This window comes from uncultured Serinicoccus sp. (genome assembly GCF_947487915.1).
In the GTDB taxonomy this organism is placed as follows: domain Bacteria; phylum Actinomycetota; class Actinomycetes; order Actinomycetales; family Dermatophilaceae; genus Ornithinicoccus.
In genome coordinates, this window is record NZ_CANKYH010000002.1 from 212,155 (window position 1) to 227,244 (window position 15,090).

Annotated in this window: 16 protein-coding genes; 5 read left to right on the top strand and 11 right to left on the bottom strand. The window is 73.4% G+C overall.

Features of this window, described 5'->3' with window-relative positions; genetic code table 11:
• Positions 1 to 7: 7 nt before the first annotated feature.
• The 8 genes from Q0795_RS02870 to Q0795_RS02905 all read right to left on the bottom strand — a co-directional run bounded on the left by Q0795_RS02870 (position 8) and on the right by Q0795_RS02905 (position 7,867).
• Positions 8 to 1,360, bottom strand: coding sequence for a M20/M25/M40 family metallo-hydrolase (locus Q0795_RS02870; protein WP_298886222.1), 1,353 nt, complete (start codon positions 1,358 to 1,360; stop codon positions 8 to 10).
• A gap of 70 nt (positions 1,361 to 1,430) precedes the next feature.
• Entirely contained in the window at positions 1,431 to 1,742 is a 312-nt protein-coding gene (locus Q0795_RS02875) for a hypothetical protein (protein WP_298886225.1), read from the bottom strand.
• A gap of 7 nt (positions 1,743 to 1,749) precedes the next feature.
• A complete protein-coding gene (locus tag Q0795_RS02880; RefSeq protein ID WP_298886228.1) occupies positions 1,750 to 2,199 on the bottom strand; it encodes an SRPBCC family protein in 450 nt (149 codons plus the stop codon).
• A gap of 4 nt (positions 2,200 to 2,203) precedes the next feature.
• A complete protein-coding gene (locus Q0795_RS02885; protein ID WP_298886231.1) occupies positions 2,204 to 3,058 on the bottom strand; it encodes a xanthine dehydrogenase family protein subunit M in 855 nt (284 codons plus the stop codon).
• Entirely contained in the window at positions 3,055 to 5,571 is a 2,517-nt protein-coding gene (locus Q0795_RS02890; RefSeq protein WP_298886234.1) for a xanthine dehydrogenase family protein molybdopterin-binding subunit, read from the bottom strand. Before Q0795_RS02890 ends, Q0795_RS02885 begins: the two co-directional genes overlap by 4 nt.
• Positions 5,568 to 6,050: a (2Fe-2S)-binding protein gene (locus Q0795_RS02895; RefSeq protein ID WP_298886237.1), complete on the bottom strand. Its 483-nt coding sequence runs from the start codon at positions 6,048 to 6,050 to the stop codon at positions 5,568 to 5,570. Before Q0795_RS02895 ends, Q0795_RS02890 begins: the two co-directional genes overlap by 4 nt.
• Positions 6,051 to 6,160: 110 nt before the next feature.
• Positions 6,161 to 7,297 carry an XdhC/CoxI family protein gene (locus tag Q0795_RS02900; protein ID WP_298886240.1) on the bottom strand — a complete coding sequence of 379 codons (1,137 nt, stop codon included), beginning with the start codon at positions 7,295 to 7,297 and terminating at the stop codon, positions 6,161 to 6,163.
• Between the two features lie 33 nt (positions 7,298 to 7,330).
• Complete coding sequence (locus Q0795_RS02905; protein ID WP_298886243.1) at positions 7,331 to 7,867, bottom strand: DUF6328 family protein; 537 nt, start codon at positions 7,865 to 7,867, stop codon at positions 7,331 to 7,333.
• A 213-nt stretch (positions 7,868 to 8,080) separates the two neighbouring features.
• Between Q0795_RS02905 and Q0795_RS02910 the strand changes: the two genes are divergently transcribed.
• Positions 8,081 to 9,775 (top strand): M48 family metalloprotease, encoded by a 1,695-nt coding sequence (locus Q0795_RS02910; protein ID WP_298886246.1) that lies wholly within the window; start codon positions 8,081 to 8,083, stop codon positions 9,773 to 9,775.
• A 1-nt stretch (position 9,776) separates the two neighbouring features.
• Here the strand turns inward: Q0795_RS02910 and Q0795_RS02915 are convergent, their stop codons facing one another.
• Positions 9,777 to 10,922: a VWA domain-containing protein gene (locus Q0795_RS02915; protein WP_298886249.1), complete on the bottom strand. Its 1,146-nt coding sequence runs from the start codon at positions 10,920 to 10,922 to the stop codon at positions 9,777 to 9,779.
• Positions 10,923 to 10,932: 10 nt separating this feature from the next.
• The gene (locus Q0795_RS02920) at positions 10,933 to 11,829 is read right to left on the bottom strand and encodes a MoxR family ATPase (protein ID WP_298886251.1); all 897 of its coding nucleotides are present in this window, start codon (positions 11,827 to 11,829) and stop codon (positions 10,933 to 10,935) included.
• 69 nt (positions 11,830 to 11,898) lie between these two features.
• On the opposite strand from Q0795_RS02920, the gene Q0795_RS02925 reads away from it, so the two are divergent.
• Complete coding sequence (locus Q0795_RS02925) at positions 11,899 to 12,285, top strand: GntR family transcriptional regulator (RefSeq protein ID WP_298886253.1); 387 nt, start codon at positions 11,899 to 11,901, stop codon at positions 12,283 to 12,285.
• 63 nt (positions 12,286 to 12,348) lie between these two features.
• Here Q0795_RS02925 and Q0795_RS02930 read toward each other — a convergent pair whose 3' ends face one another.
• Positions 12,349 to 12,957: a nucleotidyltransferase family protein gene (locus tag Q0795_RS02930; protein WP_298886255.1), complete on the bottom strand. Its 609-nt coding sequence runs from the start codon at positions 12,955 to 12,957 to the stop codon at positions 12,349 to 12,351.
• A gap of 39 nt (positions 12,958 to 12,996) precedes the next feature.
• On the opposite strand from Q0795_RS02930, the gene Q0795_RS02935 reads away from it, so the two are divergent.
• The 3 genes from Q0795_RS02935 to Q0795_RS02945 all read left to right on the top strand — a co-directional run bounded on the left by Q0795_RS02935 (position 12,997) and on the right by Q0795_RS02945 (position 14,834).
• Positions 12,997 to 13,365 (top strand): hypothetical protein, encoded by a 369-nt coding sequence (locus tag Q0795_RS02935; protein WP_298886257.1) that lies wholly within the window; start codon positions 12,997 to 12,999, stop codon positions 13,363 to 13,365.
• Positions 13,362 to 13,967, top strand: coding sequence for a pentapeptide repeat-containing protein (locus Q0795_RS02940; RefSeq protein WP_298886258.1), 606 nt, complete (start codon positions 13,362 to 13,364; stop codon positions 13,965 to 13,967). Before Q0795_RS02935 ends, Q0795_RS02940 begins: the two co-directional genes overlap by 4 nt.
• A gap of 84 nt (positions 13,968 to 14,051) precedes the next feature.
• Entirely contained in the window at positions 14,052 to 14,834 is a 783-nt protein-coding gene (locus tag Q0795_RS02945) for an alpha/beta hydrolase family protein (RefSeq protein WP_298886260.1), read from the top strand.
• Positions 14,835 to 15,090 lie beyond the last annotated feature (256 nt).

Genomic DNA, 15,090 nt, shown 5'->3' on the forward strand with positions numbered 1-15,090 from the left:
CGGCGGTTCAGCAGTCGGCGATGAGCTGACCCAGCACCCGGGTGCCGAAGCGCAGGGCGTCCACCGGCACCCGCTCGTCGACCCCGTGGAACATCCCGACGAAGTCCAGCTCCTCCGGCAGCCGCAGCGGGGCGAAGCCGTAGCCGGTGATCCCCAGGCGGGACAGGTGCTTGTTGTCGGTGCCGCCGGACAGGCAGTAGGGCAGCACGTGGGCGCCGGGGTCCTCCTTGAGCAGGGCCCGCTTCATCGAGTCGACGAGCTCACCGCTGCTCGGCGCCTCGAGGGCGACGTCCTTGTGCTCGATCTCCACCTCGACGTGCTCGCCCGCGAGCTCCCGGATGGTGTCGAGCAGCTCGTCCTCGTGCCCGGGCAGGAAGCGGCAGTCTAGCGAGGCCGAGGCGCTCTGGGGGATGACGTTCATCTTGTAGCCCGAGGAGAGCATGGAGAAGTTCGAGGTGTCCTGCAGGGTGCCCTCGACGAAACGGCGTGCCCCGCCGAGCCGCGCCAGCATGTCCTCGACGCCCTCCTCGTCCCAGGACTCTCCCGTGACCTGAGAGACGCCGTCGAAGAGCTCACGGACCGAGGCGATGTAGGTCCTCGGCCACGGGTGGGCGTCGATCCGGGCGATGGCCTCCGCCAGTCGGACGATGGCGTTCTCCTCGTTGGGGACCGAGCCGTGGCCGGCCCGGCCGCGCGCGTGCAGGCGCAGCCAGGCGATGCCCTTCTCCGCGGTCTGCAGCAGGTAGGCGCGGGTGGGCGCCCCGGTCGCCTTGTCGGGGAGGGTGATGGAGAAGCCGCCGACCTCGCTGATGGCCTCGGTGCACCCCTCGAACCACTCGGGGTGCTCGGCCACGACGTGGCCCGCGCCCTGGGTGCCCCCGGCCTCCTCGTCGGCGAAGAACGCCCAGACGATGTCGCGCGGGGGCACCTCTCCGGAGCGGGCGAGCTGGCGCAGGGTGGCCAGGAGCATGGCGTCCATGTCCTTCATGTCGACCGCGCCGCGACCCCAGATCATGCCGTCCTTCTCCTCCGCGGCGAACGGGTCGACCGACCAGTCCGCGGCCTCGGCGGGCACGACGTCGAGGTGGCCGTGCAGCACCAGGCCGGGACGCGAGCTGTCGCGGCCCGGGGTGCGGACCACCACGCTCGTGCGCTCCGGCTGGTCCGCCGGCGCCGTGACCTGCGGGTCGAGCCCGACCTCGCGGAGCAGCTCCACGACATACTCCGCGGCGGCCCGCTCCCCCGGCCCGCTGCCGTCGCCGTAGTTGCTCGTGTCGATCCGGATGAGCTCCTTGCAGATCCGGACCGCCTCCTCCTCGGCGGTGCTGGACGGGCCTAGGTCCTCAGGGGTGGACGTCATACCGCCACCCTAGCCACGGCCCGACCGACCGGCGCGGAGAGGATCCCCCCGGCAGCGGAGCTCGCCTCGCCTACTCGTGCTCCTCCGCGAAGAGCTCGAGGTGGCGGCACTCGCGGCACCGGAACGCGCGGACGAGGAAGCGCTCGGCACCGAGGGAGCTCAGACCGCCGAAGAAGCTGGTGTCCCGGGCGCCGAGCACCCAGCGCACGAAGCCCTTGGCGCCCTCACCGGTGTCGGACAGGTAGCCCTCGTCGAGCAGGCCCTGGCTACCGCACGCGGTGCAGGTCGAGCGGGCCTGCTGCCACCGGTCGCCGGACGACGACGGGCCGAGCCGGTGCATGCCGTCAGCACGCACCGGCCCGGAACCCGGCTGGTCGCTCACCGGGACCTCATGACGTGAGCTTGCCCTCGATGCACTCGACGAACTGGCCGAGCAGCTTGTCCGACACCGTCTGCATGACCCCGCGGCCGAACTGCGCCGGCTTGCCGGTGATGGTGAGCGACGTCACCACGTCGGCCTGGGTGCCGCTACCTTCCGGCTCGAGCTGCAGGACGACCCTGGCCGAGGCGTTGCCGAGGCCGCGCAGGCCCTTGCCGATCCCCTCGATGACGGCGCGGTGGGCCTCGTCGTCGCGCTCGACGAACCTGCCCTCGCCCTGGTAGGTCACGCCGATCGGACCGAGCTTGACCTTGACGTTGCCGGTGAACTCCTCCTCGGTGGCCGAGGTGACGGTCGCGCCCGGGAAGCAGCCGCCCACCTGCTCGAGGTCGGTCAGCAGGGCCCACGTGGCCTCCGGCGGGGCGTCGACGGTGAAGGTGTGGTGCAGCTCCATCGCCATCGGGTCAGGCTCCTGCCGCCGCGAGCACGGCCCGCCGGGTCAGCACCCCGGCGACGTGCTTGCGGTAGTCCGCCTGCCCGTTGAGGTCCGACGGCGGGTCGGTGCCCTCGGCGACCTGGGCGCACGCCTGCGCGACGGCCTCCTCGGTGGCCTCCTGACCCACCAACGCCTCCTCGACGGCACGCGCCCGCAGCGGGGTCGAGCCCATGTTGGTCAGGCCCACCCGGGCCTCGGCGATGGTGCCGCCCTCGGTGCGCACCGCGGCGGCGATGCCGATGATCGCCCACTGGTGGGAGACCCGCACGAACTTCTCGTAGCGAGCGCCCCAGCCGGTGTGCTTGGGGATCTCCACGGCGGTGAGCAGCTCGCCCTCGCCGACGGCGGTCTCGAAGAGGTCGACGAAGAAGTCCGCGCCGTCCACCGTCCGCTCGCCGTCCGGGCCCTGGATGACCATGCGACCCTCCAGCGCCAGCACCGGGGCGCCCACGTCGCCGGCGGGGTCGGCGTGCGCCAGGGCCCCGCAGACGGTGCCCCGGTGCCGGATCTGCTCGTCGGCGACCTCCTTGAGCGCGGTGTGCAGCAGCGCGAGGTGCTCCTGGACGAGCGCGGAGTCGAGGACGTCCTGGTAGGTCGCGCCCGCACCGATGCGGATCGCGTCACCGACCTCGGTGACGCCCTTGAGCTCCTCGATGCGGGAGATGTCGACGATGATGCCCGGCGCGTTGAGCCGCATCCGCAGGACCGGCAGCAGCGACTGCCCGCCGGAGAGGACCTTGGCCTCGTCGCCGTGCTCGGCGAGCAGCTCCAGCGCCTCGGCCACCGTGGCCGGGGCGGCGTAGTCGAACTCCGGGGGGATCATGCCTGGCCGCCTTCCTGGGTCGTGCCGGCGGCGGGTGCCGCCCCGGCTCCGGGTGGGTCCTGGTTGGGCTCACCCTCGGCGAAGTGGCCCGCGGCCGCCCCCGCCGTCTCGCTCATGGCCCCGGCGGTGCCGTCCTGGATGGCCCGCCACACGCGTTCCGGGGTGCAGGGCATGACGATGTCCTTGACGCCGAACTGCCGGATCGCGTCGAGGACCGCGTTGACGACGGCCGGGGTCGACGCGATGCAGCCGGCCTCGCCGACCCCCTTGACCCCGAGGTCGTTGGAGGTGGCCGGTGAGGTGGTCCGGTCGGTGACGAAGTTGATCGTGTCCGCGGTGGTCGGGAGCGTGTAGTCGACGAACGAGCCGGACACCAGCGTGCCCTGGTCGTCGTAGACCGCCTCCTCCCACAGCGCCTGGGCGATGCCCTGGACCAGCCCGCCGTGCACCTGCCCCTCGACGATGAGCGGGTTGACGACGTTGCCGATGTCGTCGACGCAGACGTAGGAGCGCATCGTCGTGGCACCGGTCTCGGTGTCGACCTCCATCGCGCACAGGTGGGTGCCGTGCGGGAAGGAGAAGTTCACCGGGTCGAAGGTCGCGTCGGCGTCCAGGCTCGGCTCCATCCCCTCGGGCAGGTCGTGGGCGGCGAAGACCGCGAGTGCCAGGCCGGCGAGCCCGACACCCTCCTGGTCGGCGCCGGCGCCCTTGACGGTGAACTTCCCGTCGCGGAACTCCAGGTCGTCCGGGTTGGCCTCGAGCTGGTAGGCCGCGAGCGGCCGCGCCTTCTCGATGACCTTCTTGGCCGCGTTGATGACCGCCTGGCCGCCGACCACCAGCGAGCGCGAGCCGTAGGTGTCCAGGCCCTTGTGGCTGATCTGGGTGTCGCCGTGGAGCACCTCGACGTCCTCGAAGGGCACGCCCAGCTGGTCGGCCACGATCTGGCTCCAGGCCGTCTCGTGGCCCTGGCCGTGCGCCGAGGAGCCGGTGATGACCTCGACCTTGCCGGTGGGCAGCATCCGGACCGAGGCGTGCTCCCAGCCACCCGCGCCGTAGTTGAGCGAGCCGAGGACCCGGGAGGGTGCCAGCCCGCACATCTCGGTGAAGGTGGAGATGCCCAGGCCCAGCTGCACCCGGTCGCCGCTCTCCCGGCGCCGCTGCTGCTCGGCCCGCAGCTCGTCATACCCGAAGAGCTCCTTGGCCCGCTCGGTGGCGGCCTCGTAGTTGCCCGAGTCGTACTCCAGCCCGCAGACGGTGGTGAACGGGAACTCCTCGTGGGTGATCCAGTTCTGCTCGCGCACCTCCATCGGGTCGCGCCCCAGCTCCAGGGCGAGCTCGTCCATGATCCGCTCGATGGCGAAGGTCGCCTCCGGGCGGCCGGCGCCGCGGTAGGCGTCGGTCCACGTCTTGTTGGTGAAGACGTTGGTGCAGGAGAAGTGGTAGGCGGGGAACTTGTAGATGGAGTTGTACATGAACGCCCCGAGGATCGGCACGCCCGGCGTGACCAGCCCGAGGTAGGCGCCCATGTCGGCGAGCAGCTCGACCTTCAGCCCGGTGACGGTGCCGTCGGCCTGGGCCGCCAGGGTGAGCTTCTGCCACTGGTCTCGGCCGTGGTGCGCCGAGAGCAGCGACTCGCTGCGGGTCTCGGTCCACTTGCACGGCTTGCCGGTATGCCGTGCCACCAGGAAGGTGATGATCTCCTCCGGGGTGACCTGCAGCTTGCCGCCGAAACCGCCGCCGACGTCCGGGGCGATGACGCGGATCTTGCCCTCGTCGACGCCCAGGGTCATGGCCAGCATGAGGCGCAGGATGTGCGGCACCTGGGTGGCCGACCACATGACGAACTGCTCGCCGGTCGGGTCCACCACCGTGGAGCGGGGCTCCATGAAGGCGGGGATGAGCCGCTGCTGGCGGAACTCGCGCTCGACCACGACGTCGGCCGCGGCGATGGCGTCCTCGACGCTGGACCCGGTGCCCGCCTCGGCGGAGTCGAAGACCCAGGTGGCCGAGCGGTTGGTGCCGAGGTCGGGGTGGGCGAGGATGTCGTCCTTCGCGGAGGCCCGCAGGTCCAGGGCCGCCGGCAGGTCCTCGTAGTCGACGTCGACCAGCTCGGCGGCGTCGCGGGCCGCGGCGGAGGAGCGCGCGGCCACGACGGCGACGACCTCCCCGGAGAAGGCCACGCGGTCCACGGCGATCGCCGGGTGCGGCGGCGCCTTCTGGTCCTCGGTGATGGGCCAGGCGCAGGGCAGCGAGCCCTGCAGGTCCTTGACGTCCTCACCGGTGAGGACCGCGATGACGCCCGGCGCCTGCCGGGCGGCGGTCGTGTCGATGCCCGTGATGCGGGCGTGCGCCAGCGGGCTGCGCACCATGGCCAGGTGCAGCATGCCCGGCAGCACGTGGTTGTCGGTCCACTTCGTCCGACCGGTGATGAGGCGCTGGTCCTCCTTGCGCCTCCGGTCACGGCCGACCTCGTGCGTGGACGCTGCCTGGGGCCGGTCGTCGACGGCGGTCACGACTGCTCACCTCCGCTGGTGGCGGACTGGCCCGAGGCCTGCAGGACCGCCTTGACGATGTTGTGGTAGCCCGTGCACCGGCAGAGGTTGCCCTCCATGCCGTGCCGGACCTCGTCCTCGGTGGGACTCGGGTTGCTGCTGAGCAGGTCGGTGGCCTGCATGATCATGCCCGGTGTGCAGAAGCCGCACTGCAGGGCGTGGCAGTCGCGGAAGGCCTCCTGCACCGGGGTGAGCGTCTCACCGTCGGCGAGCCCCTCGATGGTGGTCACCTCGCGACCGTCGGCCTGGACGGCGAGCACGTTGCAGGACTTCACGCTGCGCCCGTCCATGAGCACCGTGCAGGCGCCGCAGTTGCTGGTGTCGCAGCCGACGACGGTGCCGGTCTTGCCGAGCGTCTCGCGCAGGTGGTAGACGAGCAGGGTGCGGGGCTCGACCTCGTCGGTGTAGGTGGTGCCGTCCACGGTCACGGTGATCTTCATACGGCTCTCCGTCCGGAGGATGAGGGGACATCGTTGTCCCTGCTGATCCTGCCGTGGCGGGGGGTGCCGCGCAACCGATACGAGGAGGTCAGGCGGTGCGCTCGGGCGCCTCAGCCCTGGTGTCGGTGGATCGCGCCCTCGGTCTCGCGCAACGGCTCGCCACGCCCGCCCCAGCGCAGCGCGATGATCTCGCTGGCGATGCTCACCGCGGTCTCCTCCGGGGTGCGGGCTCCCAGGTCCAGGCCGATCGGGCTGCGCAGCCGGGCGAGCTGGTCCTCCCCCAGCCCGACCTCCCGCAGCCGGGCCAGGCGGTCCTCGTGGGTGCGGCGCGAGCCCATGGCACCGATGTAGGCGAGGTCCGGCGCGTCCTCGCCCAGCAGGACCTCGAGCAGGGGGACGTCGAACTTCGGGTCGTGGGTGAGGACGCAGGCGACCGTGCGCGCGTCGAGGGCGTCCTGGGCGACCTGCGCCTCCACATACCGGTGCGGCCAGGAGACGACGACCTCGTCGGCGTCCGGGAAGCGGCTGCGGGTCGCGAAGACGGGCCGCGCGTCGCACACCGTGACGCGGTAGCCGAGGAAGCTGCCCATCCGGGCGACCGCGGACGCGAAGTCGATGGCCCCGAAGACGAGCATCCGGGGTCGCGGTGCGTAGGAGGCGACGAAGACCCGCATGCCCTCGCCGCGGCGCTCGCCGTCGGGGCCGTACTCGAGCGTGGCCGTCCGGCCCTGCGCCAGCATGCCGCGGGCGTCGTCGACGACGGCGGCGTCCGCGCGGGAGCTGCCCAGGCTGCCCACCACCGGCTCCGGCTCGGGGCGGACCACGAGCCGCCGGCCCAGGTGCGTCCCGTCAGGGTGGGCGACGACGGTGGCCACCGCGACCGGGCGGCCGGCCGCGATGTCGGCCGTGATGTCCCCCAGCTCGGGGAAGTCCGCGCGGGAGACCCGCTCGACGTAGATGTCGAGGATCCCGCCGCAGGTGAGCCCGACCCCCATCGCCTCGTCGTCGGACACGCCGTAGCGCTGCAGCACGGGTGTCCCGGTGGCCATGACCTCCTGGCCCAGCTCGTAGACCGCGCCCTCCACGCATCCGCCGGACACCGAGCCGACCGCCTCCCCGTCCACCCCGACGAGCATGGCCGCACCCGGCTGGCGCGGCGCCGACTTCCAGGTGCCCACCACGGTGGCGAGCGCGACCTGCTCGTCGTCCTCCCACCACGGGAGCAGCCGGTCCAGGACGTCACGCATGTGCTGATCGTGCCACGATCCGGGCCGCCGGCATCAGCTGCGCCCGCCCGCTGCGCGACGCACGGCGTAGGGCACCGCGCCCCAGACCCCGCCGAAGAGAGCGACGGCCACGAGGGCGGCGACCACGCCGGCGACGTCCCCGACGACGATGCTGACGACGAGACACAGCACCGTGGCCATGGTCAGACCCATGAGCACCAGACCCACGCGCGTGAGCCGGTGCGAGACCAGGACCAGCTGCTCCTTGAGGTGGTGCCGGAAGAGCACACGGTGCGCACTGACCGGCGCGACCAGCACAGCCGTGGTCGCGACCGCCAGGCACACGGCCACCAGGAAGAGGCCGCGCTGGTAGGCGCCCAGGTCGGCGAACCTCGCCTGGAAAGGCAGGGTGAGCAGGAACCCGGCGAGGATCTGGGTGCCGGTCTGCAGCACCCGCAGCTCCTGCAGGAGGTCGACGAAGTTGCGGTCCATCCGCTCGTCGGTGGTCTCCGTGCGGCCGAGCCGCTCGTTGTCCCCCGCGCCGGGCGGGGGCGCGTCGTCGTCCTCCGCGTCGGGGCGGGGCGTGCTCATCCCGGCTCGGCCCCGCCGGAGTGGACCTCGTGCATGGGCAGGACCGTAGGGCATACGGGGACGCTCTGCGACCTCGGCGGCCACTCCCGCCCAGCGAAGGTCCCGTGGGAGTCGGCGCCCTCCCCGACTCTCCCGGGACGCTCGGCGCGGATGGCGTGCCCGGGCGGCGCGCTTGACCGCGACGCCGCAGGTCAGACCTGATATCTCTCCGGTATGCCGAGACACCGCCGTGCGCGCCTGCGACCCGCCCCGCCCTCGCCCGTCCTCCCCACCGTGGTCCGGGCCCTCGCCCTGGCGCTGGCCCTGGTGGTCCTTCACCCCGCCGGAGCGGCGCACGCCACGCACGACGACTACGGACCGGGTGCGGTCGTCCTCCACGACGAGCTCGGGTCTCGGGACCGGGTGACGGTGGTCTTCCCGGAGGACGTCTCCCACGCCGATGCCGAGGCGCGGGTGCGCGAGCACGCCTCCGCCCGGGACCTGCCGGTCGAGGACGTCGAGGTCGTGGACAACTCCGGGCCGGACACGGTCCGGGTCCGGGTGACCACGCTGGTCGGCGAGGGGACCGGCCTGCGCTCCACCGTGTCGGCCGGCGTCGCGGAGGAGTGGGGCGCCCTCTCCGACAGCGGCGAGGTGCACCTGTCGCTGCCCCGATGGGCCACGGCGGTCGGGGAGGTGGATCGGCACGACGGGGACATCGTCCTGGATGGCGAGGACGTCTCGTGGAACCAGCCCTGGTGGCCGATGGCGCTCCCCCTCGTCCTGCTGGTGGCGCTCCCGGTGCTCGTCTTCCTGGTCCTCCGTGCGTTCGCCCGTCGGCAGGTGGCGAGCCCGGAGGACCCCGCCGTCCGCGTGCACCGGCTCCGTGTCGCGGCCATGGTCGCCATGCTGGTCGCGATGGGCGGGGTCGTCGCGGGGGCGCTGCTGGGCGGCCGCGACGGAGCAGAGACGTTGCTCCTCCTGACCGTCCCGGACGCGCCGGCCTGGCTACAGACGGTGGCTGGCCTCGGGCTCGCGCTGCTGCCGTTCTGGCTGGTGATCGCGGCGCTCCTGCTCGCCGTCGTGCCGGCGGACCGCGAGCTGCGCGAGACGGAGCAGACCACCGGCGGCGCGTTCCGCGAGACCGGCCGCGCCCTCTTGGTCTTCGGGCTGATCGGTCTCCTCGTGGGCGCCGGAGGTGGGGCCGCGATGGCGTGGGACACCCGTGCCTACCTCGTCTTCCTGCCGCTGGTGATGCTGCTGCTCGCGGTCCTGGGGCCGATGCTCATGAGCCGGATGATGCGCACCCGCGCGCTGCCCGAGCCGCACCGGTCCAGGCTGCTCGACGCCCTCCAGGAGCACGACCTGCGGGTGCGGGACCTACGCCTCATCGACACCCGCGGCGGCAAGGTCGTCAACGCCGCCATCAGCGGCGTGCTCCCGCAGCTGCGCTACGTCTTCATCACGGACCACGCGCTGCAGGTCATGAGCGACGACGAGCTCGAAGCGGTGATCGCCCACGAGGCCGGTCACGGGAAGGGCCACCACCTCCTCGTCAAGGCCGGGGTGGTCGTGCTCCCGGTCGTCCTGCTGCTGGGGGCGGCGTGGCTGGGTCGCGACCAGCTCGAGGACGTGGTCGCGGCCGTCCCGCTGTGGGCGGTGCTCACGGTGCTGCTCGCGGTCCTGCCGGTGCTGGTGCTCGTCCTCCAGGGCGTCGTGGGGATCGCCCTGGAGAAACGGGCCGACGACTACGCGGTCCGGACCGTGGGGGCCGACCGGCTGGCGGCTGCGCTGGAGACCCTGGCGGAAGCCAACGTGGTGAAGCGCCGCACCGGGTGGCTGTGGAACCTGCTGCAGCAGCACCCCGGCCTGGAGGGCCGCATCCAGCGCCTGCGCACCTCACCGAGCCGGGAGCACGCCACCCGCTGAGTCAGGCCTCTGCCAGCAGGTCCAGCAGCTCCTGGAAGGTCGCGAGCGAGTGGCCGGCGACCAGGTCGTCGACGTGCGGCAGGGCGGCGACGATGCCCGCCTGCACCGGCGCATACCCGTCCTTGCCGCGGTGCGGGTTGACCCAGACGACCCGGTGCGCCAGCGAGCGCAGCCGGCGCAGCTGCTCGCCGAGGAGCTCGGGGGCCTGGCGCTCCCACCCGTCGCTCAGCACGACCACGACGGCCCCACGCGCCATCCCCCGACGTCCCCACCGCCGCAGGAAGACGTCGAGGGCCTCGCCCAGGCGGGTCCCGCCGGACCAGTCCGGCACCGCCTCCCCGGCCGCGAGCAGGGCCCGGTCGGGGTCGCGCTCGCGCAGCGCCCGGGTGACGTGGGTGAGGCGCGTCCCGACGGTGAAGACCTCGGTGGTGTGCGGTGCCGCCTGCACCATCCGGTGGGCGAGGCGCAGCAGGCTGTCGGCGTAGGAGCTCATCGACCCCGACACGTCGACGAGGAGGACCACCCGACGACGGCGGATGGTCTTGTCGCGCAACCGGATCCGGGTCGGCTCCCCGAGGTTGCGCAGGTGTGCCCGGACGGTCGCCCGCCCGTCGACCTCCCCCCGCCGCGACCGGGTATGCCGCCGCGCCGGCCGGGTGGGCGGGCGCACCGTGAGCGTCGCGAACTGCCGGCGCAGGGCGGCTCGGTCCGCCGGCGACAGCCCGGCGACGTCGCGGTGGCGCAGGACCTCCTGCGCCGACGCGGTGACCCGCACGACGTCGTCCTGCGTCTCCCCCTCCCCCTGCGCCGTCGGCTCCTCGAGCGATGCCTGCACGGTGGTGGGTGCCGGCGGTTCGTCGCGGCTGACCGCGTGCATGGGCCGCCCGCCGAACCAGCCGGTGAAGACCCGGTCGTAGGGCTCCAGGTCGGCCGGCGACGCGGTCAGCGTCGCCCGCCCGGCCCAGTAGACCCCCGCGCGGTCCCGCAGACCCGTGGCGGCGCAGGCGCGCAGGAAGGTCCGCTCCCGGTCGGCGGTGACCGGGAGCCCGGCCGCCCGGCAGGCCCGGGCGAACCCGCCCAGCGTCTGCCCGGGGCCCCACCCCTCGACCACCCTCGGCCCCGCGCCCCGACCCTCGACGTGCGTCACGGCATACCTCTCAGCGGGTGAGCATGCGGTCCAGGGCGACGCGGACCCGCTCGGCGTCCTCGCGGTACTTCACCGCGGCGCCCATCGTCGTGGCGGCCACCTCGGGGTCCAGACGGCTCTGACCGAGCGCGGTCAGCGCCCGCGCCCAGTCCAGCGTCTCGGCCACCCCGGGAGGCTTGACCATGGTGTCGTCGGCGCGCAGCTGCTGGACCAGCGTCACCACCTCGCGGGCCAAGGTCTGCTCCACCTCCGGCAGCCGGGCCCGGACGATCTCCAGCTCACGGTCGAGCCCGGGGTGCTCGATCCAGTGGTAGAGGCAGCGACGCTTGAGCGCGTCGTGCAGCTCTCGGGTGCGGTTGGACGTGAGCACGACGAAGGGCGGGGTGTCCGCGGCCACCACCCCCAGCTCGGGGATGCTCACCGACCAGGTCGAGAGCACCTCGAGCAGGAACGCCTCGAACTCGTCGTCCGCCCGGTCGATCTCGTCGACGAGCAGCACGCACGGCGAGGCGCGCAGCGCCTGCAGGACGGGCCTGGCCTGCAGGAAGCGCTCGTCGAACAGCTCGGCCTCCAGCTCACCCACCCCGGACCCGTCCGAGGTGTCCCGTGCCAGGGCCTCGACGGCGCGCAGGTGCAGGATCTGCCGCGGGAAGTCCCAGTCGTAGAGCGCCTGGCTGGCCTCGATCCCCTCGTAGCACTGCAGCCGGATCAGCGGCACGCCCTGCAGCTGCGCCATCGCCTCGGCCAGCGCCGTCTTCCCGGTCCCGGGCTCCCCCTCGAGCAGCAGCGGCCGTTGCAGGGCGTGCGCGAGCCAGGTCACCGTCGCGAGCCCGTCGTCGGCGAGGTATGCCGTCTCCGCCAGGGCGGCGCGCAGGGTGTCCGGGCTGGCCAGGGCGGGGTTCGGCATACCGGCAGCATCGCCGACCGGCCAGTCGTTGTCCACGGCGGGGCCTCGCCGCGGGCGTACCCTGCAGGCGTGAGCCTCAGCTTCGCGGTCGACCCCGGTTCGTCCACCACGGTCTTCGAGCAGGTCGTCGACCAGGTCGTGCAGGGGATCCAGGACGGTGCGCTGATGCCGGGCGACCGGCTGCCCCCGGTGCGCCGGCTGGCTGCCGACCTGGGGATCGCGACCAACACGGTGGCCAAGGCCTACCGGCAGCTCGAGGAGGAGGGTCACGTCGAGACCCGCGGCCGCGGGGGCACCCTCGTGCGTGACGAGCTGGCACCGACGCAGCCCGGCCGGGTGGCCGCCGAGGAGTTCGTGCGCGCCGCCCGGGCATCGGGCCTGGACCTGCCGCAGGCGATCGGCCTGCTGCGGCGCAGCTGGTCGCCGGTCAGCGGTCCGGCCGGGCCTGCCGACTGAGGTCTCGCCCGACCAGGCACCGGCGCTCGCGCAGGGTGGCGGACGTCCGTCGGGGACGGCTGTTCAGGTCCGTTCCTCCTGTCGGTCGACGTCGCTGCCCCGGGCGAGGTCGCCGCACTCGACCAGCTCGGGCCGGGCGCGGCGCAGGTAGGCCCGGGCCCCCTGGTCGCCGCGCGCCTCCGCGAGCACCCCCTGCCAGTGGTCCTGCCCGAGCAGCACCGGGTGACCGGCCACGCCTCGGTATGCCGCCCGCGCCAGGTCCGCGGGTCCTGCTCCCGACCGGTCCAGGAGGCGGGCGACGACGTCCGCACCGACGTCCGGCAGGTCGACGAGGTGCGCGACCGCGACCAGCGGCACGGTGCGCCCGCGCGCGACCAGCGACACGAGCCCCGCTCGCAGCGACTCCCCCATCCCCTCCTCCCAGGTGCCGCAGAAGGTCGTCGCCACCCTCGGGTCCCCCGGGAACGCCTCCGCGAGCCGGCTCTCGACCTGCTGCGCCTGCGCGCCCGTGACCACGAGGACGTCACCGCACCCGCCGTCGAGCAGCACCTGCGCCGAGCTCACCACCCACGGCACCCCCGCGGTGGTCGCCAGCGCCTTGGGGCCGCCGAACCTCCGCCCGGCGCCCGCCGCGAGCAGCAGACCGGTGGTGCGTGCCGACGTCGTGCCCATGGCCGACAGTGTGTCAGGGGAGGCGGGCATGATGGGCTCATGAGCATCGTGGTCGACCTGGCCGAGCTGGAGCAGGCCCTGACGAGGCACCCGACGGCCTACCTGCTGCTGCCCGGCGACGGGCGGCCGCACGTCGGCGAGGTCGAGGTGTCGATGCGCGGCGACGTGGTGGTCCTGTCGACCCCGGGGCGCACGGCGCGTCGCGTGGTCCCCCAGCGACCCGCCGTCACGCTGCTGCTGCCCCCCGCCGAGCCGGGTGGCTACGCCCTGGTCGTGGACGGCGAGGCCAGCCTGGTCGGCGAGGAGCTCCACGTCGAGCCCAGCCACGCCGTGCTGCACCGGCGCCCGCGCCCCGGCTCCCCGCCCTCGGCGACGGGGTGCGGCAACGACTGCCAGCCGTTGTCGTGAGCGCCGGCAACCCCGAGGTCGTGGGTGAGACCGTCCTCGACGAGGACTGGTATGCCGTCGAGCTCACCGGCCGGGCGTGGACGGACTGTCTCTTCCGCGAGGTCGACCTGACCGAGGCGGTGACCTCCGGCTGCCGCTTCGTCGGCTGCACCTTCGACCGCTGCCGGCTCAACGCGTCGGTCCACCGGCAGACCGCGTTCACCGCCTGCACCTTCACCGACACCTCCTTCTTCGACGCCACCCTCGAGGGCTGCCGGTTCGACGGCAGCAGCTTCTCCGGCTGCGACCTCCGCCCGATCACCGTGACCGGCGGGTCGTGGTGGGGCGTGTCGCTGCGGGGCGCCGACCTGCGCGACCAGGACCTCTCACGGCTGCGCCTGACCGAGGCCGACCTGGCCGGTGCCGACCTGCGCAAGGCCTCGCTGGAGGGCGCCGACCTGTCCGGCGCGGTCCTGCGGGGTGTCCGCGCCGAGGGTGCCGACCTGCGCGGGGCGAGCCTCGGCGGCGCCGACCTGTCCGACGCGGCCCTGCGCGGCACCATCCTGGACCTGGCCGGCGCGCTCGCCGTGGCCGAGTCCCTCGGTGCGGTCGTCCAGACCTGACCGGCGCCTACCCTCGGACCTGACCCCTCGGCATACCCCGACCCAGATCCAGACCCGGACCAGATCCAGACCCAGGAGACACCCATGGCCCTCATCCGGTGCGACTTCTTCTCCGACGCGCTCGAGCTGTCGACCTCGATGACGGTGGTCCTGCCGCAACGGGTGCAGACCCGGATCGGCACCGACGAGCCGCCACCCTCGGACGAGCCGCCGCCGGTGCTCTACCTCCTGCACGGGCTGAGCGACGACGACACCATCTGGTCGCGACGCACCTCGATCGAGCGGTATGCCGAGGCGCTCGGGCTGGCGGTCGTCATGCCCGCGGTGCACCGCAGCTTCTACACCGACATGCGGCACGGCGGGCGCTACTGGACCTTCGTCTCCGAGGAGCTGCCGGAGATCGTCGCCCGGCTCTTCCGGGTGTCGACCGCGCGCGAACGGACCTTCGTGGCCGGGCTCTCGATGGGCGGCTACGGCGCGCTGCAGCTGGCGCTGCGCCAGCCCGGGCGGTTCGCCGCCGCCGCCTCGCTGTCGGGCGCGCTCGACCTGGGGGACCTCGTGCGCCGAGGCGACCGCGACGAGACGCTGCGGCTCGTGCTGGGCGACGAGCCGGTCACGGGCACCCCGGGCGACCTCCTCCACCTCCTCGCCGAGGCCGAGGTCGACGCGCTGCCGCAGCTGTTCGTGGCCTCCGGGACCCAGGACGTCCTGCTGGGGCACTCCGAGCGGTTCGTCGCGCAGGCCCGGGCACGCGGCCTCGACGTCACCGAGAGCTACGCACCCGCCGACCACACCTGGGCCTACTGGGACGAGGTGATCCAGGAGGTCCTCGCCTGGCTGCCGCTCGACCCCCGCTCTGCAGGCTGAGCCACGTCTGGACCACGGCCAGGGCAGGGCTCGGACGTGGGCGGGCGACAACGGCGTGCGTGCTCGCGCTGTCGACGGTGATGACGTGGCGTCCGTGTTCGGAGTGTGACCGGCGGCACTCAGGACGGATCGCCCAGGACGCTGCGCCGCCGGGCGGCGGGCACCTTACCCTCGCGGCCCCATGCTGACCAGGTCCCGGCCGCCGCGGACCACCCGAAACGGGTAGGCACCGCTGCTGCGGGGCGGAGGACGCTGG

Excerpts from the sequence above, each read along its gene's own strand:
- Q0795_RS02870 (WP_298886222.1), bottom strand. The coding sequence starts at position 1,360 with ATGACGTCCACCCCTGAGGACCTAGGCCCGTCCAGCACCGCCGAGGAG.
- Q0795_RS02935 (WP_298886257.1), top strand. The coding sequence starts at position 12,997 with ATGAGCATCGTGGTCGACCTGGCCGAGCTGGAGCAGGCCCTGACGAGG.
- Q0795_RS02885 (WP_298886231.1), bottom strand. The coding sequence starts at position 3,058 with ATGATCCCCCCGGAGTTCGACTACGCCGCCCCGGCCACGGTGGCCGAG.
- Q0795_RS02910 (WP_298886246.1), top strand. The coding sequence starts at position 8,081 with ATGCCGAGACACCGCCGTGCGCGCCTGCGACCCGCCCCGCCCTCGCCC.
- Q0795_RS02905 (WP_298886243.1), bottom strand. The coding sequence starts at position 7,867 with ATGAGCACGCCCCGCCCCGACGCGGAGGACGACGACGCGCCCCCGCCC.
- Q0795_RS02945 (WP_298886260.1), top strand. The coding sequence starts at position 14,052 with ATGGCCCTCATCCGGTGCGACTTCTTCTCCGACGCGCTCGAGCTGTCG.
- Q0795_RS02880 (WP_298886228.1), bottom strand. The coding sequence starts at position 2,199 with ATGGCGATGGAGCTGCACCACACCTTCACCGTCGACGCCCCGCCGGAG.
- Q0795_RS02920 (WP_298886251.1), bottom strand. The coding sequence starts at position 11,829 with ATGCCGAACCCCGCCCTGGCCAGCCCGGACACCCTGCGCGCCGCCCTG.
- Q0795_RS02900 (WP_298886240.1), bottom strand. The coding sequence starts at position 7,297 with ATGCGTGACGTCCTGGACCGGCTGCTCCCGTGGTGGGAGGACGACGAG.
- Q0795_RS02930 (WP_298886255.1), bottom strand. The coding sequence starts at position 12,957 with ATGGGCACGACGTCGGCACGCACCACCGGTCTGCTGCTCGCGGCGGGC.
- Q0795_RS02895 (WP_298886237.1), bottom strand. The coding sequence starts at position 6,050 with ATGAAGATCACCGTGACCGTGGACGGCACCACCTACACCGACGAGGTC.